This window comes from Bacteroidota bacterium, from assembly GCA_023957335.1.
Classification (GTDB): domain Bacteria; phylum Bacteroidota; class Bacteroidia; order NS11-12g; family UBA955; genus JALOAG01.
The window spans coordinates 88,770-114,140 of the sequence record JAMLHC010000006.1 but is presented as its reverse complement, the minus strand read 5'-3'; the positions used below and the strand labels follow the sequence as shown (position 1 = coordinate 114,140).

At 38.2% G+C, this 25,371-nt stretch carries 20 protein-coding genes; 19 read left to right on the top strand and 1 reads right to left on the bottom strand.

The window, feature by feature from the left end:
* Nucleotides 1-273: 273 nt before the first annotated feature.
* The 19 genes from M9892_11630 (at nt 274) to M9892_11540 (ending at nt 23,341) form a co-directional block, all read left to right on the top strand.
* Nucleotides 274-2,751, top strand: coding sequence for a TonB-dependent receptor (locus tag M9892_11630; GenBank protein ID MCO5255001.1), 2,478 nt, complete (start codon nt 274-276; stop codon nt 2,749-2,751).
* 161 nt (nt 2,752-2,912) lie between these two features.
* Nucleotides 2,913-4,913, top strand: a complete 2,001-nt coding sequence (locus M9892_11625; GenBank protein MCO5255000.1) for a DUF542 domain-containing protein — start codon at nt 2,913-2,915, stop codon at nt 4,911-4,913.
* Nucleotides 4,907-5,713, top strand: a complete 807-nt coding sequence (locus M9892_11620) for a DUF2249 domain-containing protein (protein ID MCO5254999.1) — start codon at nt 4,907-4,909, stop codon at nt 5,711-5,713. The genes M9892_11625 and M9892_11620 overlap by 7 nt, the downstream gene beginning before the upstream one ends.
* Nucleotides 5,714-5,715: 2 nt before the next feature.
* Nucleotides 5,716-7,011: a cytochrome C oxidase subunit I gene (locus tag M9892_11615; GenBank protein MCO5254998.1), complete on the top strand. Its 1,296-nt coding sequence runs from the start codon at nt 5,716-5,718 to the stop codon at nt 7,009-7,011.
* On the top strand, nt 7,008-7,331 hold the full coding sequence (locus M9892_11610) for a metal-sulfur cluster assembly factor (GenBank protein MCO5254997.1): 324 nt from the start codon (nt 7,008-7,010) through the stop codon (nt 7,329-7,331). The genes M9892_11615 and M9892_11610 overlap by 4 nt, the downstream gene beginning before the upstream one ends.
* A gap of 3 nt (nt 7,332-7,334) precedes the next feature.
* Nucleotides 7,335-7,766, top strand: coding sequence for an Rrf2 family transcriptional regulator (locus tag M9892_11605; protein MCO5254996.1), 432 nt, complete (start codon nt 7,335-7,337; stop codon nt 7,764-7,766).
* Nucleotides 7,767-7,948: 182 nt separating this feature from the next.
* The gene (locus tag M9892_11600; protein MCO5254995.1) at nt 7,949-8,485 is read left to right on the top strand and encodes a cytochrome C oxidase subunit II; all 537 of its coding nucleotides are present in this window, start codon (nt 7,949-7,951) and stop codon (nt 8,483-8,485) included.
* Between the two features lie 16 nt (nt 8,486-8,501).
* On the top strand, nt 8,502-9,947 hold the full coding sequence (locus tag M9892_11595) for a cbb3-type cytochrome c oxidase subunit I (GenBank protein MCO5254994.1): 1,446 nt from the start codon (nt 8,502-8,504) through the stop codon (nt 9,945-9,947).
* A complete protein-coding gene (locus M9892_11590) occupies nt 9,914-10,666 on the top strand; it encodes an SCO family protein (protein ID MCO5254993.1) in 753 nt (250 codons plus the stop codon). Before M9892_11595 ends, M9892_11590 begins: the two co-directional genes overlap by 34 nt.
* 285 nt (nt 10,667-10,951) lie before the next feature.
* Nucleotides 10,952-11,842 (top strand): cytochrome c, encoded by an 891-nt coding sequence (locus M9892_11585; protein MCO5254992.1) that lies wholly within the window; start codon nt 10,952-10,954, stop codon nt 11,840-11,842.
* A 19-nt stretch (nt 11,843-11,861) separates the two neighbouring features.
* The gene (locus tag M9892_11580) at nt 11,862-15,485 is read left to right on the top strand and encodes a nitrate reductase subunit alpha (protein MCO5254991.1); all 3,624 of its coding nucleotides are present in this window, start codon (nt 11,862-11,864) and stop codon (nt 15,483-15,485) included.
* Between the two features lie 24 nt (nt 15,486-15,509).
* Entirely contained in the window at nt 15,510-17,000 is a 1,491-nt protein-coding gene (gene narH, locus M9892_11575) for a nitrate reductase subunit beta (protein ID MCO5254990.1), read from the top strand.
* 1 nt (nt 17,001) lies between these two features.
* A complete protein-coding gene (locus M9892_11570; protein ID MCO5254989.1) occupies nt 17,002-17,724 on the top strand; it encodes a hypothetical protein in 723 nt (240 codons plus the stop codon).
* A gap of 2 nt (nt 17,725-17,726) precedes the next feature.
* Nucleotides 17,727-18,452, top strand: coding sequence for a respiratory nitrate reductase subunit gamma (gene narI / locus M9892_11565; protein ID MCO5254988.1), 726 nt, complete (start codon nt 17,727-17,729; stop codon nt 18,450-18,452).
* 21 nt (nt 18,453-18,473) lie between these two features.
* Entirely contained in the window at nt 18,474-18,824 is a 351-nt protein-coding gene (locus M9892_11560) for a hypothetical protein (GenBank protein ID MCO5254987.1), read from the top strand.
* Nucleotides 18,825-18,844: 20 nt separating this feature from the next.
* Complete coding sequence (locus M9892_11555) at nt 18,845-19,537, top strand: hemerythrin domain-containing protein (GenBank protein ID MCO5254986.1); 693 nt, start codon at nt 18,845-18,847, stop codon at nt 19,535-19,537.
* Nucleotides 19,538-19,623: 86 nt separating this feature from the next.
* On the top strand, nt 19,624-21,132 hold the full coding sequence (locus M9892_11550; protein MCO5254985.1) for an MFS transporter: 1,509 nt from the start codon (nt 19,624-19,626) through the stop codon (nt 21,130-21,132).
* Nucleotides 21,129-22,166, top strand: a complete 1,038-nt coding sequence (locus tag M9892_11545; GenBank protein ID MCO5254984.1) for a tellurite resistance/C4-dicarboxylate transporter family protein — start codon at nt 21,129-21,131, stop codon at nt 22,164-22,166. Before M9892_11550 ends, M9892_11545 begins: the two co-directional genes overlap by 4 nt.
* A 35-nt stretch (nt 22,167-22,201) precedes the next feature.
* Nucleotides 22,202-23,341, top strand: a complete 1,140-nt coding sequence (locus tag M9892_11540; GenBank protein MCO5254983.1) for an acyloxyacyl hydrolase — start codon at nt 22,202-22,204, stop codon at nt 23,339-23,341.
* Nucleotides 23,342-23,390: 49 nt separating this feature from the next.
* On the opposite strand, the gene M9892_11535 is transcribed toward M9892_11540, so the two are convergent.
* Nucleotides 23,391-25,358: a sulfatase-like hydrolase/transferase gene (locus tag M9892_11535; protein ID MCO5254982.1), complete on the bottom strand. Its 1,968-nt coding sequence runs from the start codon at nt 25,356-25,358 to the stop codon at nt 23,391-23,393.
* Nucleotides 25,359-25,371 lie beyond the last annotated feature (13 nt).

Genomic DNA, 25,371 nt, shown 5'->3' with positions numbered 1-25,371 from the left:
ATGCTTGTCCGGAAAAGCGTTGTTCCAATGATGGATAGATAATTTCTTTTGTAGGGGGACTTTCTTTCTAATTAATTTCAAACTGCTAGTTTTTCTTAATAGTTAATCCTAATTTTGCCCCAACGAAAAAGTTTTGGGGTGCTCTCTTAATTGAGAACTGAGATTATACCCACATCACCTGGATCATGGTCATTCATGCGGCAGGGAAAGCTTATGTGGCAAACTTCTTTTCTGACACACTTCATGCTTTTTCATTTATTAATTTAATTGAAAATGAAAAAGTTATTATTAACACTTGTAGTCCTGTTACCGCTCTTTGCGCACACGCAAAGCAAGGACAAAATTCAAATCAGCGGTAAAGTCCTGTCATCCGAACTCAAACCTATGGAAGGGGTTTCGGTCTTTGTTTCACTGCCGAATGGTAATTCTGCCGGAGGTCAGACTTATAAAAATGGGGATTTTGCCATCCCTATCTTGGTTGAAAACCAAAACCAAGTTTACATCCGGCTGTCGTATCTGGGATTTTTGACAGTGTATGACACCTTAACAAATGCTGATTTTACTCAACATAAAACCTATTTCATGCATATTGCAACACGAGACCTCGATGCGGTCAATATTACAAGTTCCGTCATAGCTGAAGTGGATGCTCCTATTGTCAATCAAACGCTTAATAAAGCCGATATTGAAAGTAAAAATTTAGGACAAGATATTCCGGTAATCCTCAACAATATGCCATCTCTTGTTTATACCACGGATGCCGGTGCAGGCATTGGCTATTCAGCATTAAGAATCCGAGGTTCAGACCAAACGCGGATTAATATCACGGTCAATGGTATTCCACTCAATGATGCTGAAGCGCAAGGGGTGTTTTTTGTTAATATGCCCGACTTTGCTTCTTCTGCCACAAGGATTGACATTCAAAGAGGAGTAGGGGCTTCAACCAATGGTGCAGGTGCATTTGGTGCAAATATAAATTTGGAAACCTTTGACAGAAGCACTCATCCGTATTTTGAACTCAATAATTCATTCGGTTCTTTTGAAACCTATAAAAACACAGCAGTTTTTAGTACCGGTTTAATCAATAATCGCTGGAAAATGAATGGACGTTTGTCGCAAATTTCTTCTCAAGGCTATATTGACCGGGCTTCGTCAAATTTAAAAAGCTATTATCTGGATGCAACTTATCAATCGCTCAATAAGAAATTTATGTTGGATGCAATTCACTTTTCAGGAAGTGAAAGAACTTATCAGTCATGGTGGGGAACGCCCGAGAGTCGCGTTATTGGCGATGTGGCAGAGATGAATGCGTATGCAGATCGCAATTTTTTGACGCCAGAACAAAGACAAAATCTGCTCAATTCGGGAAGAACATATAATTATTACGAATACAAAAACGAAACAGATAATTATAAGCAATCACATTATCAGTTGCATGCGAACTATCGGATTAGCAACAAGTTGAAGTTGTCTGTGAGTGGTTTTTATGTAAGAGGACTCGGGTATTTTGAACAATCTATGCCGGGACAATCATTCTCTGACTACGGAGTGCTGCCGTATGTTGCAGGAGCAGACACCATTTCTCAAACTGATATGGTACGTCAACTTTGGCTTGATAATCATTCTTTTGGTGCTGTTTACGGATTGCGTTATCAGAATCAAAAAACCATCGTGCAGTTGGGTGGAAGTGTAAATCGCTATTTGGGAGATCATTATGATGATGTTACTTGGGCACAGTTTTCCGGCAATATGCCTAAGGATTATCGTTTCGCAAGCAGTTTTTCCACAAAAAATGACTTCAATAATTTTGTCAAAATAACCCATGAACTTAACTCAAAACTAAGTCTGTATGGTGACTTGCAACTCAGAATGATACATTATCGTGCAGATGGTTTGGATGATAACAGAGTGCCTTTTGCTTTCAATCAAAACTATGTATTCTTCAATCCAAAAGGGGGAATTAATTATGCTATCAGTCAATCATCCAGGGTTTATTTCTCTGTCGCAAATGCCAAACGCGAACCGGTGCGTATGGATTTTATTGAATCTGCGCCCAATATTCCAAAATTTGAAAATCTGATAGATTATGAATTGGGGTATCAAAAGAGAACTAGCAAATATTTATTGGATGTGAATCTATATTATATGGACTATCGCAATCAGTTGGTATTGACGGGCGAAATGAATTCTGTGGGTGGTTTGATTAGGAAAAATGCCGGCAGAAGTTTCAGAGAGGGCATTGAGTTGCAAGGAACCTATGTGATTAATAAACGAATAAGTTTGGGTGCTAATCTCAACCTGAGTATCAACCGTATCAAGGATTATAAAGAAGTAGTTATGGATTGGTATGGTGTAGTAGATGAGCAGGCTTTTGAGTATAAAAATACACCTATTTCGTTTTCGCCATCTGTAATTGCAGCCGCCTTTACAGAGGTCAAACCTTTAAAAAACTTGACTGTCAATGTAACAGGCAAGTATGTTGGTAAACAATACTTGGACAACTCTGGTAGCAAAGAAAGTTTGCTCAATGCTTATACAGTGATTGATTTGAGGATGTCTTATAGTATCCCTAACAAACTTGCTCATACAGAGATTGTGTTGTTAGTCAATAATATTGCCAACCAAATGTATTCCAGCAACGGCTATACCTATAAATATTATTTGGGTAGTAAGGATGTTCTATATACCGATAAAATGCTCTATCCCCAAGCGGGTATCAATTATTTGATTGGGGTAAATATGAAGTTTTAACTATGTGCAACAAGCACATAATGAATGATATGTAACCTTAATATTGTGTTATTTTCTCTGACAAAATGATAGTTAACAGCATGGCTTAAAATAAAAGCAATTAATTACCTTTATTTAGAATAATTCTTATTAATTTCGTGCCCTCACAAAGGTAGAAAGACATGGAAAATTCTGCAAACAAAATATTGGTGGTGTCTGAACTTGAGCCAAGACTAAAACACTCCACAGTGTTTCAATACTTTAATGATTTAAAAGAAGGGGAAAGTTTTATCCTTCAAAATGATCATGACCCCAAACCACTTTATTATCAGTTAAAAGCGGATAATGGTGAAACCTTCACATGGGAATACTTGGAAGAAGGTCCGGCAGTATGGAAAATCAGAATTGGCAAACACAAGACCAAACAAGCAGCTGCTGATGAGGTGGTGCTCAATGCAACTTTGATTGAACCACAATACAAGCATGCCACCATTTTTGCGCAATTTGATAATTTGAGAGAAGGTGAGAGCTTTATCCTACAAAACGACCATGACCCCAAACCCCTACATTATCAATTGCAACAAACACGAGGAAATGTGTTTTCTTGGGAATACCTTGAGCAAGGTCCGCAATGGTGGAGAATCAGGATTACCAAAGAAGCTCCAAAGCAAGGGCATCCTGCATTGAGCAAAGCCGCCAATGGTGAATATATTTTGAACGCAACCTTGATAGACCCGCAATACAAGCACGCAAGTATTTTCGCTTTCTTTGACGACCATCGAGAAGGGGAGAGTTTCATTCTGAAAAATGACCATGACCCAAAGCCCTTGTATCATCAATTACATCAGAACAGAGGCGATATTTTTACTTGGGATTATTTGCAATCAGGACCCGATTGGTGGATTATCAGAATTGCAAAAAAAATGCTTCATGGCGGAGAATCTGCTCATAGCGAAGAAGAAGGAGTTTTGGACGCTACGCAACTACCTCCTCCGGTGAAACATGCTAAAATCTTTGAAAAGATTGACAGTCTGGCTGTCGGTGAGTTTTTTATTCTGAAAAATGACCATGACCCCGTGCCTTTGTATTATCAATTAGAACAAACACGAGGGGATGAATTTTCATGGGAATATTTGGAAAAAGGTCCGCAATGGTGGAGAGTGAAGATTGGTAGAAATGCCAAGCAACAAGCCTCAGCATCAACGCCTCAAAGTGAAGATGATGAAAATAAATTAGATGTTACCCAGTTACCACCTGCCCACAAACACCCAACTATTTTTAAGCAATTTGATGCACTTGAAGGAGGAAGATGGCTCACCTTGTACAATGACCACGATCCCAAACCCTTGTATTATCAGTTGATGGCAGAACGTGGAAATATTTTTTCTTGGGAATACTTGGAGCAAGGTCCAAAGTGGTGGAGAGTAAAAATTACCAAACGCAATTCAGGTGAAAAAGATGAAACTCTGGGTGAAATTGCGGCTAAGGATTTTAGAAAAACGGCTGTATTTGCCAAGTACAAACTCGACTATGGCTTCTCAGGTAAGAAAACTATCAAAGAAGCATGTGATTCCCTTGGAGTTGATGTAACTCTTGTAGAGCAGGAACTCCAACAAATAGAAAAAGGTCAAGGCAATCAACCCCGCCCCTTGCCCTATAATGATTGGAACTTAGATTTTCTGTCTGATTATGTTGTAAATACTCATCATTCTTTTATAAGGCAAATTGTGCCCGACTTGCGCACAGCCTCCAAAAATGTGTTGAACCAACATGTGAAGGCGCACCCCGAATTGGAAGAGATATATGCCAATATTGATAAATTTACCAATGCACTTTTGGCTCATTTGCAAAAAGAAGAAACTATTCTGTTTCCTTTTGTCAAACAAATAGTAAGTGCAAAAGCACAAGCTAAAACCGTTGAAAACCCTGCGTTCAAATCCATTGCCGAGCCAATTAATATGCTCGAAATGGAACATGATACATACAAAGATTATATGCTAAATTTGCGCAAGTTGACTAATAACTACACCTTGCCTAATGATTCGTGTGCGAGCTACGAACTTGTTTATAAACTCTTGCAGGATTTGGAAGCAGATATGTTTGTTCACGCACATTTGGAAAACAATATCTTGTTCCCTAAGGCAATAGAATTAGAAGGTGCTAACCATCATTCATCATGTTAATAAATTCAGGCACTAAGATTTCGCAAATCCTCAAAGCTCATCCCGATGCTTTGGAAGCTATTATTAGTATTTCACCCAAATTTACAAAACTCCGAAACCCGCTTTTGAGAAAGCTCATGGCTGCAAGGACTTCCATCAGTATGGCAAGCAAAGTAGGGGGAGTGAAAGTAGATGATTTTTTTGCAAAATTGAAACCATTGGGTTTTGAGATTGACAGCAACTATAAAGAAGAGCACGAAGGCAGTACCAGCCCAATGCCGGAATTTGTTAAGAATCTGAAACCTGAAAATGTAGTGGAATTAGATGTTAGACCTATCCTTGACTCCGGTGGCGACCCGCTTAATACTATTATGATGAATGTAAACAAGCTGAATGCCCAACAAGCACTCAAAATCATCAATACATTTGAACCTACACCGGTAATTATGATTCTTGAAAAAAGAGGATTCGTTGCTTATACTGAAATTGTTAATTCAAATCTTGTACACACCTATCTTTACAACACTTCCGGTGCTGGTGAAATTAAAGCCGAAATCAAAAATGATGCAGCAGGTTGGCAGGAAATGTTAGCTAAGTTCGAAGGCAAATTGGATGAAGTCAGAGTCGAAAAAATGGAACCCCCTTTACCTATGATGATGGTGCTCGAAGCATGCGACAAACTCCAATCTGACAGAGCGGTTTATGTGTATCACAAACGAATTCCGGTGTTTCTGCTTCCTGAGTTGCAAGATAGAGGGTTGGACTATAGAATTAATGAAATTACCGATGGTGATGTGCGAATTTTAATATTTAAGAAGTAAGGATGTTCGCTTCTCCTTTTGATACAAATCTTGTAAAAACTACTTCCTATAAGGTTGTTATTCCTTTTTATGCTTATGCAGCCGTGTGGTTTTTAATTGCTACTGTATTGCTGTTGTTGTCGGGAAATTACTTTTTCGGACACTATTTTCAGTTTAATATATTAGCTATTACCCATTCTATGGCATTAGGTTGGGGAACCATGATTATTCTGGGTGCTAGTCATCAGTTGGTGCCGGTGCTTATAGAAGGAGAACTTTATAGTAATAAACTCGCAAATACCTCTTTTGTTTTTGCCGGTATAGGCATTCCGATTCTTGTATATAGTTTCTATATGCATGAATTCGGTTTGACGGCAGAAGTGGGAGGAAGCTTAATACTTTTGGGCTTAATGGCATATTTTGTAAATGTTCTTAAGAGTATTCTTAATTCCAAGAAAAAAAATGTTCATACACTTTTTATCTTTTCTTCAATTGTATGGTTGTTGATTACCGTAGGATTAGGTGTAACATTGGTTTTTGATTTCAGTCTTGATTTTTTACCCTTTGACGCAACACACTATCTCCCTTTGCATGCCCACCTGGGTATCGTGGGTTGGTTCTTGTTATTGGTAATGGGCGTGGGCTCTCGTTTGATACCTATGTTTATGATTTCTAAATACACCAACAAAAAACTCTTGAGAATTATCAATTTTTTGGTGAATTTGGGAATATTGCTTTACACAGTTTTATTCCTTTTCTTTTATGAACAAAAATGGCTGTTATTTCTGCCATTTATATTGGTGTTAATGGGGTGTTCTATGTTCATTTATTTTTGTATCAAAGCATACAAAGGACGGTTGAGAAAAAGAGTGGATTATCAGACACAGTTGGCAATATTAGCGGCAATCATGTTTTTGATTCCAATCGTCCTTTTGGTCATTGTGTTGCTGAGTTCCGCCACTTCTTCTGAAATACCCCTGAATGTTGTGATGACATACGGCTTTATGATATTCTTTGGTTGGATGACAGCCATTATTTTGGGGATGACATTCAAAACATTGCCATTCATTGCGTGGAATAAAGCATACCGCAAACGTTCTGCATTAGGCAAAACGCCAAACCCCAAAGACTTGTTTAATGACAAGGTGTTTAATGTGATGGGGGTGTGCTATCTGACAGGCTTGTTCGTATTTGCATCCGGAATCTTGTCAGGGCTATTGATTTTAATCAAATTTGGGTCATTTTTGTTGCTGATAACAGCAATATTGTATAATATCAATGTTTTTAAAGTAATCAATCACAAACCAATTCAATTATGAATGTATCTAATAACAACGAAATAAAGAGTACTATCGCTTTGGCAGGTCTTCAATATGTGATAGATCCTGAAATAGGATTAAATATTGTAGATCTTGGGCTTGTCTATGACCTTTATTTTGACGAAGAAAAGAAAAAAGTCTTGTGTACAATGACTCTGACAACCGAGTTCTGCCCCATGGGCGATGCTATTGTGGGCGATACAACTTCTTCGTTGGAAGCGTCTTTTCCGGGCTATCAAATAGAAGTTAAGTTAACTTTTGATCCGCCTTGGAGTTATGACGCTGTATCGGAACAAGGGAAGCAATATTTGGGAATGTAACCTATGTTGAGTATCACTTGCCAAACCGCTATAAAAGCGGTAACTTATATCGCTTCCAAATTTCCGGATAAAAAAAAGTCCGGGATTAAAGAGATTGCAGCTCAAATCAATGAAAGCGAGCACACCATTGGAAAGGTTTTACAAAAGTTAACTAAGCTTGCTATCATTAGCAGTATCAAAGGTCCTAACGGTGGATTTTTTATAACCAAAGCTCAAGAAAGTGCACCTCTAATCCTTATTGTTAAAGCAGTAGAAGGGGATGATTATTTTGAGAGATGTGGTTTGGGTCTTAGTACATGCAGTGATCAGCATCCTTGCCCTATTCATAAAGATTTTAAGCCTGTGAGAGAGTCGTTTAAGCGTTTTTGTAAGTTAAAAACGATTGGTGATTTATATAGGGATTTGAACGTTGGAAAGGCATTTCTCAAAGGGTGAATCTGTGATCGATTGAATTTTAATTAATTAACTTTAATCTTGATGTTAATAATTTGTGCGTAATTCGAATATTTTAATAAAGGACAACCTTGTCCTTTATTGTTACGTTTGCCGTGCATATTAAAAAACAAGGTGTTATTATTATTACTATTTAACAAACAATAAACTTAACAATTACAAATATGAAAGGACAAGAGTTCGTTTTAGCGTTATTTCTTATCTGTGCCGTGGCTATTTCATTGATTTCTTATATGATATATCGGAGCACAATGAAAGGTGATGAGGAAGGCGAAGGAATTAAGAATCCCTTAAGAATGAGGTTTTACTTCTTATTACTTTGGGGTGGTGTACTGCTGATTTTGATGTCAATCACAATCCCCAGATCACCTTATTTTTTATACAAAAATGATTCTCCCGCAATGGTGGTCAATGTGTCATCCGGCAAGTTTGCTTTTGGTATAAGTGATGAGAATGACAACTATTCAGTTGAGATTCCGGCAGGTAAAATGGTGGAATTCAGAGTAACCAGTATTGATGTTACGCACGGTTTTGCTATCTATAATGATAAAGCAAAGTTAATCACTCAATCACAAGCGATGCCGGGATATGTGAATCGTTTGCGTTGGGTGTTCAATGAACCTGGTACCTATAGTGTATTATGTACTGAGTTTTGTGGAGTAGGGCATCAGATAATGAGAGGAGAATTTATCGTAAAATAATTAAAATAACAGACTTATGAATATATCATTGAAAAGAATCACATCTACTTGGATTATCACAATCCTGCTTTTATTCTTTACCGCTATTATTCTGGGTATTACCATGCGCTTTAATCAGGGAAATGTTATCAGTATGGATGATGGCAAGTTTTATGGATTAATGACAACTCATGGAATGACTATGATTGCTATTTGGGCTGTTGCCGGAATGGTCGGAGTTCATTATTTGCTTAATCGCTATGTAAATGTGGGGGCTGGTTTAAGCAAGTTTGCTTTTGTTTTGACTATCATTGGAGTTATAATGTTTTACATTTCAACCTTCATCGGTCATTTTCATGCCGGATGGACTTTCTTATATCCATTGCCATTTCTGAACATTGGTGAATGGGAGTCTTGGGCTACACCATTGTTTTTTTGGAGTTTGACTGTATTGGGTGTAGGATGGTTAGTTTGGTCAATAGGCTTATTAGTTGCTATTTTTAAGAAATATTCTCTTAGAGAAACATTTGCGTGGCAACATCTTTCTAAACAAACTCCCGAAGTTCAAACACCTCCTTTGGTATTGATTTCAGCAATTTCGCTTGTAGGCGTTGTTCTTTGTTTGTTGACCGCAGTTGTAATCCTAATTTTATCTTTCGCAGAATGGTATTCTGATGGTGCATTTAAAAGCGACCCATTATTAATGAAAAACTTAATTTATTTCTTCGGTCATACTATTGCCAATGAGTCTCTTTATCTTGGGTTGGCAATTGTGTATGAGTTGTTACCTGAAATAAGCGGACGTCCTAAGTTCAAAACCACTTGGTATGTTTCTTTGGGTTGGAATTTTACTTTGTTGTTTGTGTTAACAGCATACTTCCATCACTTATATATGGATTTTGTGCAACCGCTTGGACTTCAAATGTTTGGGCAGTTTGCATCTTATTTTGCAAGTATTCCTTCTGCAGTTGTAACCATCATAAGTGTAATAGTGTTGTTATATGGGCACAAAATCAAATGGACAATTACAAATCTTCTATTTTTCATTGGTATTACCGGATGGATTATTGGGGGAGTAGGCGCATTGATTGACTCAACTATTTCTAATAATATTTTCTTGCACAACACACTATGGGTGCCTGCTCACTTCCATACGTATAATGCATTAGGTAATGTGTTGCTTATTTTGGGGTTCTTTACATGGGTAGCCAACGAATTTTCAGGTAGTCATACAGACCCAATGAGAAAACTCAAATTGACTTTGTTAATTGTAGGTGGCTTTGGTTTTGTCCTGATGTTTTATTGTGGTGGAGCAGAATCAATTCCCAGAAGATATTCAGTTTATCCTGCAGAATTTACCAGAGCCGCTTTGTTCGCCACTGCAGCAGCCTGGTTTGCAATCATATATCTATTGGGGATGATACTTATCTTTGTAGATATTTTCAAAAAATGCATAAAAGTATTTTCGCCCTCTTCGCATTAGTTCTATTTAACTTAGGAATCTCATTTGCTCAGACATCTGAGTATAATTTGTCGGAAGAAGATAGGCTTTATACAAAGGTAGAAAATATTCAAATACAGACAACGCAAGGAGAGGAGCTTAAACTGTCGAATCTCTATAACAGAGAGCCTCTAATCCTTGCTTTGGTTTTTACACGCTGTACCGGAGTGTGCTCTCCTTTATTGAGTAATTTAAAAGAGAATATTACCAGACTTAATCCTAAGCTAAAGTTCAAAGTTTTGGTTGTCAGCTTTGATACCGCAGATACTAAAGTTGATTTGAACAATTACGCCCAACTCTTGGGACTGAACGATGATGAAAGATGGGTCTTTGGTACGACTTATCAGATTAATGAGTTAATTGAATCGGTTGGTTTTCACTCACAATGGGACAGTGTTACAAGACAGTATGAACATGATGCTTTGTTGGTGGGAATCAATGGCAACGGTTATATTATTAAAAAACTTATCGGGATTAGGGATGTCAGAGCATTAGAAGTTATGCTCAAATCCATTCATAATGAATTTGTTATTTCTTATCCACTGCCTCATAATAATTCGGTTTTATCTTGTTTCTCTTATGACCCGATTACAGGGAAGAAAAAATTAAAATTCGGTTTGTTTTTGCTCTTAATTCCTGCACTCGGAACAATTATTTTGCTTGTTGTTATTTCAAGTCAAAAAAGACAGCTCAGAAAATAAAAGCCTGATTCTTCTTATTTAGAACCATTGTTGACAGTGCTGTAATTGTTTCTTATCTAAAAGAATACATCACCTATATTTTAGTTAAATCATACGTTGTTTAAATGTTGAATCAGAATTCTAATTTAACTAAAACATGATAATAGTCATAATTAAACATGATATATCTCATGTAGAATATTGAGAAAAATCATATCATATATTTTTTATGCAGGCTTGGTTTGTTTTGTCAAATGCAGAAGAACCAAATACAATTCAATATTTATCTAACTAAAATAAATGCTTATGAAAACCGGTTTGCAATCCATACAAAAGAACCTTTTTGAGTCTCATAAAATATTAATAATGTTAGTTTTGACATTCCTGATGCTCAGCATTTCAACTGTGAGTTTTGGACAAAATGGGGAAGAAATATTTACTAAAAATTGTGCTTCGTGTCATAAAATAGGAGGGGGACGTCTTGTAGGTCCAGACCTATTAGGAGTAACCGCTTTGCGTTCAGCAGATTGGTTGCTGAAATGGACCAAATCTTCTCAAACACTAATCAAAAGTGGCGATCCGGATGCAAAAGCAATTTCAGATGAATTTGGCGGTTTGATTATGCCGGATCAAGCATTATCAGATAATGATATCAAAGCTATTTTTACTTTCATAGCAAGTAAAGGCGGATACACCGGTGCTGATGCTCAAATTGCGAGTGTAGCTTCAAATGAATCCGATAACGCAACCGAGGCGGATATACAAAAAGGCAAATTTATTTTTGAAGGAATTCAAAGGTTGTCAAACCACGGACCTGCATGTATTTCATGTCATAATATTAATTATAAAGGTGTGCTTGAAGGTGGTCTGTTAGCAAAAGATTTGACCGATGTGTTTAGCAGAATGGGAGGAGATGCCGGTTTGAAAGGAATTCTGGGTGCGCCTCCATTCCCTGCCATGACAGAATCTTATAAAGACCATCCGATGACAGATGAAGAAATCGGAAATATAGTGGCATTTTTAAACAAAGTTGATAAAGACAAAGCAAATCAGGTTGCATCTTCTTTCAATCCTTTATTGTACGGAGGTAGCGGTGGCATAATCGGACTGCTTCTTATTTATTGGATTTTATGGTATGGTAGGAAAAAATACACCGTCAAAAGAGAAATTTTTAACAGACAAATCGAATCAATTTAATCAATAAAAAACAAAAACTATGAGCTGGATAGAAGACATTATATCTCCACAAACCAGAAAATGGGAGGAGTTTTATCGTAACCGCTGGCAATACGATAAGGTGGTGCGAAGCACTCATGGAGTGAACTGTACAGGTGGATGTTCATGGAATATTCACGTAAAGGACGGGATTGTGGTTTGGGAGACCCAAGCACTTGATTATCCCTTGCTTGAAAACTCTTTGCCACCATACGAACCGCGTGGATGTCAGCGAGGAATCTCTTATTCATGGTATCTGTATAGCCCAATCAGAGTAAAATACCCTTTGATGCGCGGTGCTTTAATGGATTTGTTTAATGAAGAAAAGAAAAATGCTAATGGAGACCCAGTTAAAGCTTGGGCAAACTTGCAAAATAGCCCTGAGAAAAGAAAAAGATATCAGCGTGCAAGAGGCAAAGGCGGTTTCAGACGTGCCAAATGGGATGAAGTGCTCGAACTCATTGCGGCTGCAAATATTTATACCATTAAAAAATATGGACCGGACAGAATTATTGGTTTTTCGCCAATACCGGCTATGTCCATGCTTAGCTATGCTTCAGGTGCACGGTATCTTCAATTAATGGGAGGTGTAAATCTCAGTTTCTATGATTGGTATTGTGATTTGCCTCCTGCATTTCCGGAAGTTTGGGGAGAGCAAACAGACGTTTGCGAAAGTGCTGACTGGTACAACTCCAAATTCTGCGTATCCATGGGTGCCAATTTAGGTATGACAAGAACTCCGGATATTCACTTCTTCTCCGAGTCCAAACACAATGGGACTAAGACGGTAGTGATGTCGCCCGATTTCAGTATGGTGGCAAAACATGCAGACCAATGGATACCGTGCCATGCAGGCTCTGACGGTGCATTTTGGATGGGAGTAACACATGTAATCCTGAAAGAATACCATGCGGACAGACAAGTACCTTATTTTATTGATTATGCAAAACGTTATACCGACTGTCCTTTTTTGGTAGAACTTGATAAATCAGGTGATTGCTATAAGCCCGGCAGAATGCTGAGAGCGAACAGAGTAAAGAAATATAAGGATGTCGAGAATGGTGATTGGCAATTTCTCAATATTGATGAGAAGTCCGGCAATCTTGTTTGTCCTAAAGGATCCATGGGAAGCCGCTGGGCGGAAGAGAAAAAAGGAAATTGGAATCTTAAATATGAAGATTTCTTGGATAACAAACCTTATGAACCCATGCTGACATTGCTCAACAAAAACGATGAAGTTTATAATGTTGAATTTTTGGAGTTTGGTCTTGACAAAACGGCTGTGCGTGGTGTGCCGGTTAAATTAATTGAAACAATCGATGGTACAAAAGTGCCCGTAACCACAGTCTATGACCTTACCATGGGGCAATATGGTGTTGGCAGAGGATTGCAAGGCGAATATCCGACTGACTACAACGATGACAAACAAGCATACACACCCGCTTGGCAGGAAATATTCACAGGAGTTGGTAGAGACACCGTTATTAAGTTTGCTCACGAATGGGCTGATACAGCTGAAATTACCAATGGAAAATGTATGGTAATTGTGGGTGCAGCTATCAACCATTGGTTTCATGGAAATTTGATGTATCGTGCAGCAATTATGGCTCAGATGCTTACCGGATGTAATGGTGTAAACGGAGGAGGAATGAACCACTATGTAGGTCAGGAAAAATTGGCGCCTGTAGATTCTTGGGGAACCATTATGTCAGCAAAGGATTGGATTCCTGCAAACAGGTTACAGCAGGCTCCCATTTGGCACTATATCAATTCTGACCAATGGAGGTATGATAATAATCAAGTTGAATACAATAAAGTCCCAAAAGATAGTAAATATGGCAAGATGCACTCTGCGGACTGGACTGTCATGTCGGTGCGAAACGGTTGGATGCCTTTTTTCCCACAATATAACAAGAACAATCAGGATGTTATAAATGACGCTATAGCTGCCGGTGCAAAAGACGAAGATGGCATCAGGAGGCATATTGTAGATAAACTTAAATCAAAAGAATTAATGCACTCAGTGGCAGACCCTGATGATGAAATCAATTTCCCGAGAAATTGGTTTATTTGGCGTGGAAACGCGCTGATGTCTAGTGCCAAAGGGCATGAATACATGCTCGACCACTATTTAGGTACACACAATAACAAAATTGCTGATGAAGTGGCTCAACCACACGTGCATGAACTAATATGGCGTGAAGCTCCCAAAGGCAAAATGGATTTGATAGTGGATATAAACTTTCGTATGGATACATCTGCTTTGTATTCTGATATTGTGCTGGCAACCGCTTCTTGGTATGAAAAAGCAGATATTAATTCCACCGACTTACACTCTTTCATACACCCGCTTTCCGCTGCTGTGGCACCCGTTTGGGAATCTAAATCAGACTGGCAGATTTTTCAAGCTTTAGCAAAGAAAGTGAGTGAACTTGCTTGCACGCATTTGCCCGAGCCTGTTAAAGACGTTGTAAATGCCCCTTTGTCACATGACTCAGCAGATGAAATTACGCAACCGCGTATGTTGGATTGGGCTAAAGGAGAATGTGAGCCCGAGCCCGGTAAATCAATGCATAAGCTTGTGTTTATTGACCGAGATTACACTCAGATTTATAATAAATATATTTCGCTCGGACCTAATATGCATTCCAAACCGTTGGGAGCGCATGGGGTGTCCTATATGGCAGAAGACGTTTACAATGAAATGATTTTGGATAAACGCCATGTTCAGAAAGTAAACGGAGTGGAATATCCATCTATCAAAGAAGATGTAGAAGCCGTTAATGCAGTACTTACATTGTCAACTCTCACCAATGGTAAACTTACCGTAAGAGCCTATGAAAACATGGAGAAGAAAACCGGTTTGGATTTGGTTGATTTGGGCGAAGGAAGCAAAGATGTAAAGATTGATTACAAAGATTTACAAGCTCAGCCCAGGCGTTACAATAATTCACCTCTTTGGTCAGGCTTGATGAATAACGGCAGAGCATATTGTGCTTACACTTATAACGTGGACAGGCTTGTACCTTGGAGGACTTTGTCCGGTCGTCAGCATTTTTATTTAGACCATGACGGATATCTCGAATTTGGTGAGAACTTGGCAACCTATAAACCTTCGCCAACTCCTCAAGTATATGGAGATTTGCGTAAAACTGTCAATGACGGCAAAGCAAAAATGCTGAATGTGCTTACTCCTCATGGTAAATGGCATATTCATTCCACCTATGGTGATACATTGAGGATGTTGACACTTTCTCGCGGTATCGAACCTTGCTGGATTAGTGAAGCAGATGCAGCAGAACTTGGTATTAAAGACAATGATTGGGTTGAGGTATATAATGACCACGGGGTTTATTGTACGAGAGCGTGTGTGAGTGCAAGGATTCCAAAAGGTGTTTGTATTGTGTACCACTCACCCGAAAGAACTTATTCTGTACCTAAATCTCAGGAGCGAGGCGGAAGAAGGGCAGGGGGGCACAATAGCTTTACCAGAGTTCACTTAAAACCCAACTTGATGACGGGGGGGTACGGGCAGTTTTCATTTCACTTCAATTATTGGGGACCCGTGGGAGCTAACAGAGATACACACGTATTGGTTAGGAAAATGGAAAGAGTAGAATTTTAATTATTAAACATAAAAAACTAAATTATGGATATTAGATCTCAGGTTTCTATGGTTTTTCATCTCGATAAATGTATCGGATGTCATACATGTTCAATAGCTTGCAAAAATATCTGGACTGATCGCAAGGGTGCAGAGTATATGTGGTGGAATAATGTGGAAACAAAACCGGGTACGGGTTACCCTACTAAGTGGGAAGATCAGGATATATACAAAGGCGGTTGGGAGAAAAACGGAGATACGGTTTCACTAAAAGGCGCAGGGAAGTTCAAAGGATTGAAAAATATTTTTCATAACCCACATTTACCCGTGCTTGATGATTATTATGAACCATGGACATACAAGTATCAAGATTTGTTTACTGCTCCCGAAGGTGATGACCAGCCTACTGCTCGCCCTGTTTCTCTGGTTACAGGTGAACACATTGATGTAAAAGCCGGTCCAAATTGGGATGATGATATGGGTGGTTCTCCGGATTATGCACGACAAGATGTCAATCTGGATAAATTAACACCTGCTGAACAAGAAGCCATGTTCCAGTTAGAGCGTATGACTTTCCATTATTTACCCAGAATTTGTAACCACTGTCTGAATCCTGCGTGTGTTGCTGCTTGTCCCTCAGGCGCAATCTATAAAAGAGGAGAGGATGGAGTTGTACTTATCAATCAAGAGCGTTGTCGCGCTTGGAGAATGTGTGTTACCGCTTGCCCTTACAAAAAGAGCTATTATAATTGGAACACCGGTAAATCTGAAAAATGTGTTTTGTGTTATCCCAGACTTGAGTCCGGACAAGCACCGGCATGTTTTCACTCTTGCGTTGGCAGAATCCGTTATTTAGGTGTGATGCTCTATGATGCTGACAAAATTGAAAATGTAGCAGCTTCTGCTGATGATAAGCTTGTTGACAATCATTTGGATATCTATTTAGACCCATTTGACCCGGAAGTTATTAAACAAGCTAAGTTGAATGGAATTGCTGATTCTACAATTGATGCTGCCCAAAAATCTCCGGTTTATAAATTTGTGAAAGTATGGAAACTCGCTTTACCGTTGCACCCTGAGTTTAGAACTCTTCCTAACTTGTTTTATGTGCCTGCTTTGTTACCTACAATGGCAACTGTACAAGATGGAAAATACGATTCAACAAGTAAATCGCTTTGGAATGGAGTTGAGAAAAACCGTTTGCCCATGAAGTATCTTGCTTCTTTGTTTTCTGCCGGCAATACCGATAAGATTGTGGAAGTTATGAAACGTCTGATGGCTGTGAGATTGCACAGACGAGGAGTAACAACAGGCGATCTTGCAAAAGAAGAAATTTCTGTTGCTATGAATGAAGCACAAGTAGATGCTGACATGGCAGACGCTATATTTAGGCTTACGGCTTTGGCTACATTTGATGAGCGTTTTGTTATTCCGCCTGCTCATCGTGAAGAGTCTATTGAAATGCTCGAAAATACAGCGGATGTGAAAGGTAATACCGGATTTGGATTTAAGGAAAAACCTGTTAGAGGATTGTAATATGAGAAAATTTGCTCATTATAAAGTTTTGGCTGATTTGTTCAGATATCCCGATGCGAAATTCCCATTGGTTGTCAATCAATGCAGCCAACTGATGATAGAGTCTTATCCGGAAGCTGCCAAAGAAATGCAGATTTTTGTTGATTATATCAACTCTCACAATGCAGATACATTCCGAGAATTATACACCAAGACTTTTGATGTACAAGCTGTGTGTTATTTAGACTTGGGCTATGTGATTTTTGGCGAAGACTACAAAAGAGGTGTCTTTTTGGTAAATATGAAGCAGGAGCAAGACAAAATCGGAAATGACTGCGGCACTGATTTGCCGGACAATCTGAGCAATATGCTGACATTTTTTGATAAAGCACTTGAGTCTAAAATTATTGATGAATTAGCAATAAAAATATTGATACCGGGTGTGCGCAAGATGTTGGAAGAGTTTGAGCCGACACGTATGGATATTAAACTGAAAATTCTCAAAAACCGTCATTATGCAATCATTCAAGAAGAGTTATATGCGGGAAATGTATATAAACATGCGCTGTCTGCTTTGTTGCAAATCTTAGAGAAAGATTTTGAAAATATAAGTTTTGCACCCGCCCTCGACCCTGTTATTGATGAACAACATCACAAATCTTTTTTTAATAAAAGCAGTGTGAATATGGGTGTCAATCAAGTTTTTGAAATAAATAAAAGTAATAATCACTATAAACAAGATTAGCTATGATAAACTATCTATTATTTGCTGTTCTGCCTTATGTATCGCTTGCGATATTTATCATCGGTTCTATATACCGTTATAAAAGCAGAGGGTTTTCAGTTTCTTCCATTTCATCTCAGTTTCTGGAAGGCAAAAGGCTGTTTTGGGGAAGTCAACCGTTTCACTGGGGACTTTTCATTTTATTTTTCGGGCACTTGATTGCTTTTTTGTTTCCAAGAGCAGTTTTGGCATGGAATGGAGAGCCCGTCCGATTGTTGATACTTGAAATAACCGCATTCTCTTTCGGTTTGAGCGCCTTTGTGGGTGTGATTTTGTTGGTACAAAGACGTCTTACTAACCGTAGAATCCAAATAGTAACCAGCAAAATGGATGTAATAGTGTTTGTCATTCTGCTTGTTCAAATCATTTCAGGATTGTTGGTAGCCTATCACAACCGATGGGGTTCCTCATGGTTTGCTGCTTTTCTTACTCCTTATTTGCGCTCTGTTTTTGTATTTGATCCTCAGATTGATGCCATTGCAAGTGTGAACTCATGGTCTCTCAAAATTCACGTTGTGTCAGCTTTCTCGCTGATTGCCTTTATTCCATTCACTAGATTTATGCACTTCTTGGTATATCCTCTGGATTACCTCTGGAGAAACTATCAGCAAGTAATTTGGAATTGGAACAGAAAAGCAATTCGCACTTCGCGGGCACACTCTTTCGGCAAGAAATCTAATAACAATTGATGTCACTAAACTTTGAACCAAATGAAAATACTAAACTTTGAATTAAAAGCAGTAACAAGAATGAAAGCCCTCTATGCTTTGATTCTATGTTTGCTTGTGAATACAGGGATTGCGTTTGCTCAAACCTCTCAAGCAATCAGCAAAATGGAATCGACTTTAATATACATAGGTATTGGATTAGGGTTGATTTTTATTGTTTATGGAATTTTTGTCATCAATCAATCAGTGCAGGTGATGAGAGGGTTTGGACAAGAACCTGATTGGTTTGGAGCTATTCCCAAGTGTTTGCATAAGAATCGAACAATAGTCAGCTTTCTCTTCTTCCTCATTGTGTTGATAGGGATATATTTTGCATTGACATATACCGCTTGAAAAAAATCATTTAACAAAAGATGACACAACATAAGACTAACGGACTGGATTTACAAGCACTCAACGAATTAGATCCGCTCAAACGCAATGTGGAAAAGGAGTTGGGACAAGAGGAACTTACACCAATGGAGCCTCCTTCAGCATACGAATTACCGGTGTCTGACAATCTTAATTTCAAAGAATTTGCAATGGCACTTCAAATCTTGATGAATGAGCATCAAATGGCTTTGGAAAAGATAACTCGTTTTGAACAAGCCTTGGTACAATTCAAGAAGAATGGCTATAAACTTGACACATTTATCAATGACACTTTTAAAGAATTTTTTAATTTCTTTGATGATAAACTCTTGCCTCACAACCAAAAAGAGGAAAAAGCTTTATTCCCGTTTTTGCATCAAAGATTAATAGAGGTGGGCGAACATAGTATAGGTGCCAACCCCAAAACTGCAATTGATGTAATGGAAGATGACCATATTAAGTTTATTCAGCTCGGAGCGTTGACCTTTAATCTGTTAGGTGTTGCCACTCGATTGAATGATATAGATTCAAGGAACTTTGTTTTTGATACTGCTTATGAAAATGGTCGCGAATTGGTAGAAATGCTGAAATTACACATTTACCGCGAAGATTATACTTTGTTCCCATTGGCAAATAAGCATCTGACATCAGCGGAATTGGACAATATAGAAAAGTCTATGTGTAAGATGGCTTAGGGGTAATGCTTATGGCGCCAAGGGGCAAATAATTTTATCAAATTATGAATTCTCAATTGCATATAACAAATAAATAACCCTTGCTTATGAAGCCACATCGCATTTTATTTCTGAATTTTCTTGCATTCACAGTTTGTTTTGCAGCATGGATGATTAATGGCGTACTTGTTACGTATCTTACTAACAATGGTATTTTTAAATGGAGTACAGAGCAAATTGGCTGGTTGTTGGGTGTGCCCGTTTTAGTAGGTTCCGTTCTAAGGTTGCCTGTAGGTATGTTGACGGATAAATTTGGCGGACGCTGGATGATGACAATAATCCTGATTTTGAGTGCTGTCCCAATGTATTTATTATCTTTTGCCGACAGCTACGGGATGTTCTTGTTGCTTAGTTTCTGTTTTGGACTTGCAGGTAGCTCTTTTGCAGTAGGTGTAGCTTATGTATCCTTGTGGTACCCAAAAGAGAAGCAAGGTACAGCATTGGGAATCTTTGGTGCAGGTAACGTGGGAGCCGCTGTTACTACTATGTTTGCTCCGGGGTTGTTGAATCGGCTTACACAAAACAATACAAACCTTGATGCTTGGCGTACTTTGCCTCAGTTTTATGCCGGTTTGTTAATTGTGATTGCCTTGATTTTTTTCATTTTTACTATCAATAAGAAACCTGAAATTGTCAAAACTTTTGCTCAACGTTTTGCTCCACTAAAAGAGCTAAGAGTTTGGCGGTTTGGGTTGTATTATTTCTTTGTTTTTGGAAGTTTTGTGGCATTGTCGCAGTGGTTAATTCCCTATTTTGTTAATGTATATGCTTTGACCATTGTAGCTGCAGGCTTAATGACAACGGCTTTTAACTTGCCTGCCGGTTTGATACGAATTGTAGGAGGAGTTTTGTCTGACAAAGTAGGAGCAAGGGTGGTTTTGTATTGGGTGTTTGGGGTATGTATTGTCTGTTTGATTTTTCTTTTTCCGCCAAGGGTAGAAATTCAGACACCGGGTCAAGGAATTATGGCTGCAAAAGCAGGGTTGGTGGATTCGGTTTCGGGTTCTGAAATTGTTATTGTTGATGAACTGAACAAGGTTGATAAAATGGCTTATCCTTTGCGCTCAAAGGAAGATCACATTGCCATTCGCTTTGGTATTCATCATGATAAGGAAGGTTTTTTACCCTTACCTTCAACTCTTGTTTGGCATGAACCTCAAGTCAAAGCCGGAGAACATATTAACAAAGGACAATTGCTTGCCAAAGGGGTTACCATGATATATTTTCAAGCTAATAAATGGATATTTACAACTCTTGTATTCATCATCGGTATCATGATGGGAATTGGCGGAGCTGCCGTTTTTAAACATATTTCAAACTATTATCCCAATGATGTGGGAACTGTGGGTGGAATTGTTGGGGTGCTTGGGGGCTTAGGCGGATTTGTTGACCCTATTATTTTTGGGTATTTATTAAAAATGACAGGAGTATGGACTTCTTCTTGGGTGTTTTTATTGGTGATTGCACTTATATGCATAGTTTTAATGCGACTTGCAATCAAACACGTAGTTGTTTCGCATAACTTTGCCGTACCAAAGGAAGCAATGAAACAATGAAAAAACTATTGCTGGACTCTATAAAGACGCTATCTCCTTCTTATTTTGCTATGGTAATGGCAACCGGTATTGTGTCTTCAGCTGCATTTTTTTTGGGTTATTCAATGATTGCCTTAACACTTTTTGGTTTAAATATTTTTTTATATTGTGCCTTATGTATTGTCGCTTTATTACGTATTGTGTGGTATAAAGCAGAGGTGATGAATGATTTATTTGATCATCTGAAAGGAATGGGCTTTTTTACTTTTGTAGCTGCCACGTCAGTGCTAGGAACTCAATTTGTATTATTGTCAGTGAATTATCAATTTGCTTCTGTATTATGGGTGATTGCTTTGATTGCTTGGCTTGTTGTTACTTATACTGTCTTTACCAACCTGACTATTAAAAAAGAGAAACCTTCTTTTGCTGAAGGGATAAACGGAGCATGGTTATTGGCGGTGGTTTCAACACAAAGTCTTGCTGTATTAAGTTCAAAACTGTCTATGCACTATCCGGATTATAAACTTGTATTGAATTTTTTTGCTTTTTCTATGTGGTTATGGGGCGGAATGCTTTATATCTGGATGATTTCTCTTATTTTTTATCGATATGCTTTTTTCAAATTCTCACCCAGTGATTTGACACCGCCTTATTGGATAAACATGGGAGCAATGGCAATTTCAACTTTTGCCGGTTCTCTGTTGATTATCAATACACCCAATGCCCCTTTTCTATTGTCAACATTAGCTTTCCTGAAAGGGTTTACCATATTCTATTGGGCTACCGGAACATGGTGGATTCCGATGTTGTTTATCTTGGCATTCTGGCGTCATGTATATAAACGATTTCCTTTGACTTATGACCCCTTGTATTGGGGCGCGGTATTCCCTCTGGGAATGTACACCGTTTGTACTTATGAAATGGCTAAAGCTATGAATCTCGAGTTTTTGCTCCCCATTCCCAAATATTTTATTTTTATTGCACTGATTGCTTGGGCAGCCACATTTTATGGCTTTGTAAGTAATATAATCAAAATTATACGTTTAAGTATTTAGGTAGTTGTTAACTGTATGATGCAACAGAAAAACCCATGATAAAAAAGGCTTGTATTTCAATCGTGAATTTGTTTGTATTCTTTTCATGTGTTGCTCAAGATGCTACTTCAATAAAAAAGCAACAATTTTTTTCTTTATCTTCTGCTTACGGAATTGGAAATGTGATACCTACATCTCCTTTTGTTATGGGAGATAACCTTAATGGAAAGCCTATTGATAAGTACCAATACTTATCAGTAAAAGCTTTATGGCAAAACCCCGGATACACACATTGGCAAAGAGAATATAGAAGCCCTTATTATGGAGTTGGTTTATCCCTTGGCGATTTTTTTAATTCAAAAGAAGTAGGTTACCCGCTCTCTTTATATGGGATTTTAGGTGTGCCAATTAAGAGATGGCGAAAAATTGAAGTCTTTTCAGAGTTTCAGTTTGGTATGACCGGCAATTGGAAATACTATGATTCAATCTCCAACCCTAAGAATATTGTTATTGGCGGTGGACATACGGTACATTTGGATGTAGGGTTTAAATTAATATATAATATTGACCGTCATTTTGATCTTGGTGCCGGATGCAGTTTTATACATTTCTCAAATGGAGGTTTTGAAAGACCTAACAGAGGTTTTAATATATACTCACCCAATTTAGAATTAAAATATCGATTTGCTGCAAGACCGGACTACAGAGTTGTGCCGAAGGCTAACAAATTGAAAAAATCGCATAACTTGTTGATTATGCTTGGGTATGGTGATTATCAATTAGTAAAACATGAATTAGATACGAACTATTTTGCATTTGCCGGGATTTCTTTAATTTATTTAAATCAACTAACAAATGCCTTCCGCTTAGGGGGTGGTACTGATTTGAATTATTGGTGGGGGCTTAATGCAAATCCTGATGGGACTTATGCCGGATATTCCTTTGACAATATTACAGTCGGACTCATAATCCAACCTGAGTTTATGATTAGCAAACTAACCTTGGTCGGAGGTGTTGGAGTGTATGCACATCATAAGGATTATGGTAGTTTTAAACAGTTGTATCAAAGATTGGGAGTTCGTTTTGATGTATATAAAAACTATTCTGTAGGCATTAACATTAGAGCCATTAATTTTATGTTAGCAGAAGTATTAGAATTCAATTTTTCCCATAGATTTCAATGGGAGAAGAAGTAGTAGCACTTTGAATAATAAACGGCTGGTGCGTAGTGAGCAACTGCCATTATCATTCCACATGAGTTTTGTTCATCCTGAATAGCCAATCAGCGGTCTGTGTTTGTGAAAATGCATATTTTCTCAACTTTGTTGCAATTTCAGACTGTTCTCGGATATAATTTTTACTGTTAGCTTCTGACCTTTTGTATAAATACTCACTGCCTGAATAATAATAAATGTAGAGCCATTCGTCATTTAGCGCACTTAGTTTGTCATCAGACGAAAAATAAATCATATCTCTTTCCACCTGATCGGGTGCTGCACCCAATGTGTTATTGAGGTAGGAAAGTTTTAAAAGCGACATCAGATATGGAAAAACATCGGATTGTTGCAGGTATGAATTTACTTGCTTGGATTCTATTTTGCCGGGTTGATAAATAATGAAAGGAATGTGATGATAGTTGAGTGCAAAACCCGAAATCTGAGTCCCTATATTCAGCCCGTGATCGGCTATAAACATAAATATAGTGTTTGCATACCACGGTTGCCGGCTGCATTCATTCATAAATTGTCCTATTGACCAATCTGCATAATGAACAGCATCTAAACTTTTTTCATGGTATTTGAGTGGAAATGATTTTGGAATAATATAAGGGTCGTGGTTAGAACTGGTTAAAATGGTAGTAAAAAAAGGAGAGGATTGAGCGGTCAGGGTTTTGACTGCATACTTAAACAGGTAGTCATCTGCTACTCCAAACGGTCCCACAAGTGCATTGCGATCATAGTCGTTTTGGCTGTATATTTTGTCAAATGAGTTAAAAGGCAAGAATGAACCCAGATTGTCGAAACTCTTGTCATGTGTGGTGAAAAAATAGGTTGAATAGCCGTTCTGTTTTAAAATGAATGGGATTCCGCTATATCTCCTCAGTGGGACAGTGCCCATAGGGCGAGTTCTCTTGATTGCAGGAAAACCATAAAGGGTAGAAAAAACACCATTATTAGTGTGAATTCCGGCACTATACATTTTGTTGTGCATGATTCCGGCTTTGCTCAAACTATTAAGGTGGGGAGTTAGTCCCGAAGTGTCCCCTCCAAATTCCATATAAGCAGCACTCATGCTTTCCATAATCACCAGCACTACGTTGGGTGTGAAGCCGGTTGCTTGATAGTTCTTATATCGTGTGATTGGAGAAATACTATCGATAGCGGATTGAATGTTCAAATATGTTTTTGTGAGCGTAATGGCTTCTTGGTCATCCATCAAATCAGCTTTTGCCTCATAGCTTTTAATCAAAGTGAAAATAGGGTTAAGTGCAAGCTGATTAATAATGACATTGTCTGAAAAAAAAGCATCCCCTTCTTTTAGAGGATGGTCAATACGCCCGCGCATCCCCAGGAAAGTAAGCGTTATCAACCCTATACTAACAAATACTTTGGGTATTAGAGATTTGTGAGTAGTGAAATTTTGACAGTTGCGTATGTCTCCGAAGCCTTTTCTGTGTAACAACCAAATTGTAAACGCACAAATAGCTAATGCAACTGCAAATAATGCCAAATGGAAGTTGTTCTCAAGTAACATTTCAGACACTATGCGCGGATTGTCCATCCATTGAAATGCAGACTCAGTTAGTTTATTCTTGAAAAATAAAAAATATGGAATGTCCGCAATCGTCAAAATGATGATAACGGGCAAGCTGAAGATGTAATACCAAATCGTAGCTTTAAATAGAGTTTTTTGAATTCCTCCTTTTGCAGTCCATAGCGAAATCAGAAACAGCAACACAGGAATGGCACTATAAAATGCAATAACAAAAAAATCAAAAGGAAGTCCGTTTTTGATAATCGAAAACAAAATAATTCTAATACTATCTGAATCGAGAACACCCGTCAAACCAATTAATGAGAGGCGGGCTATGTTAAACAGTACAAAAGTTAGCACTCCCACTAGAAAAATGAATCGTAAATGCTGCATTGAAAGACGTGGAGTTTTTGCGTTCATCCTGATAGTTTGAGAAATGCAAATGTATAACAGAAGCATGACGCTTTATTTT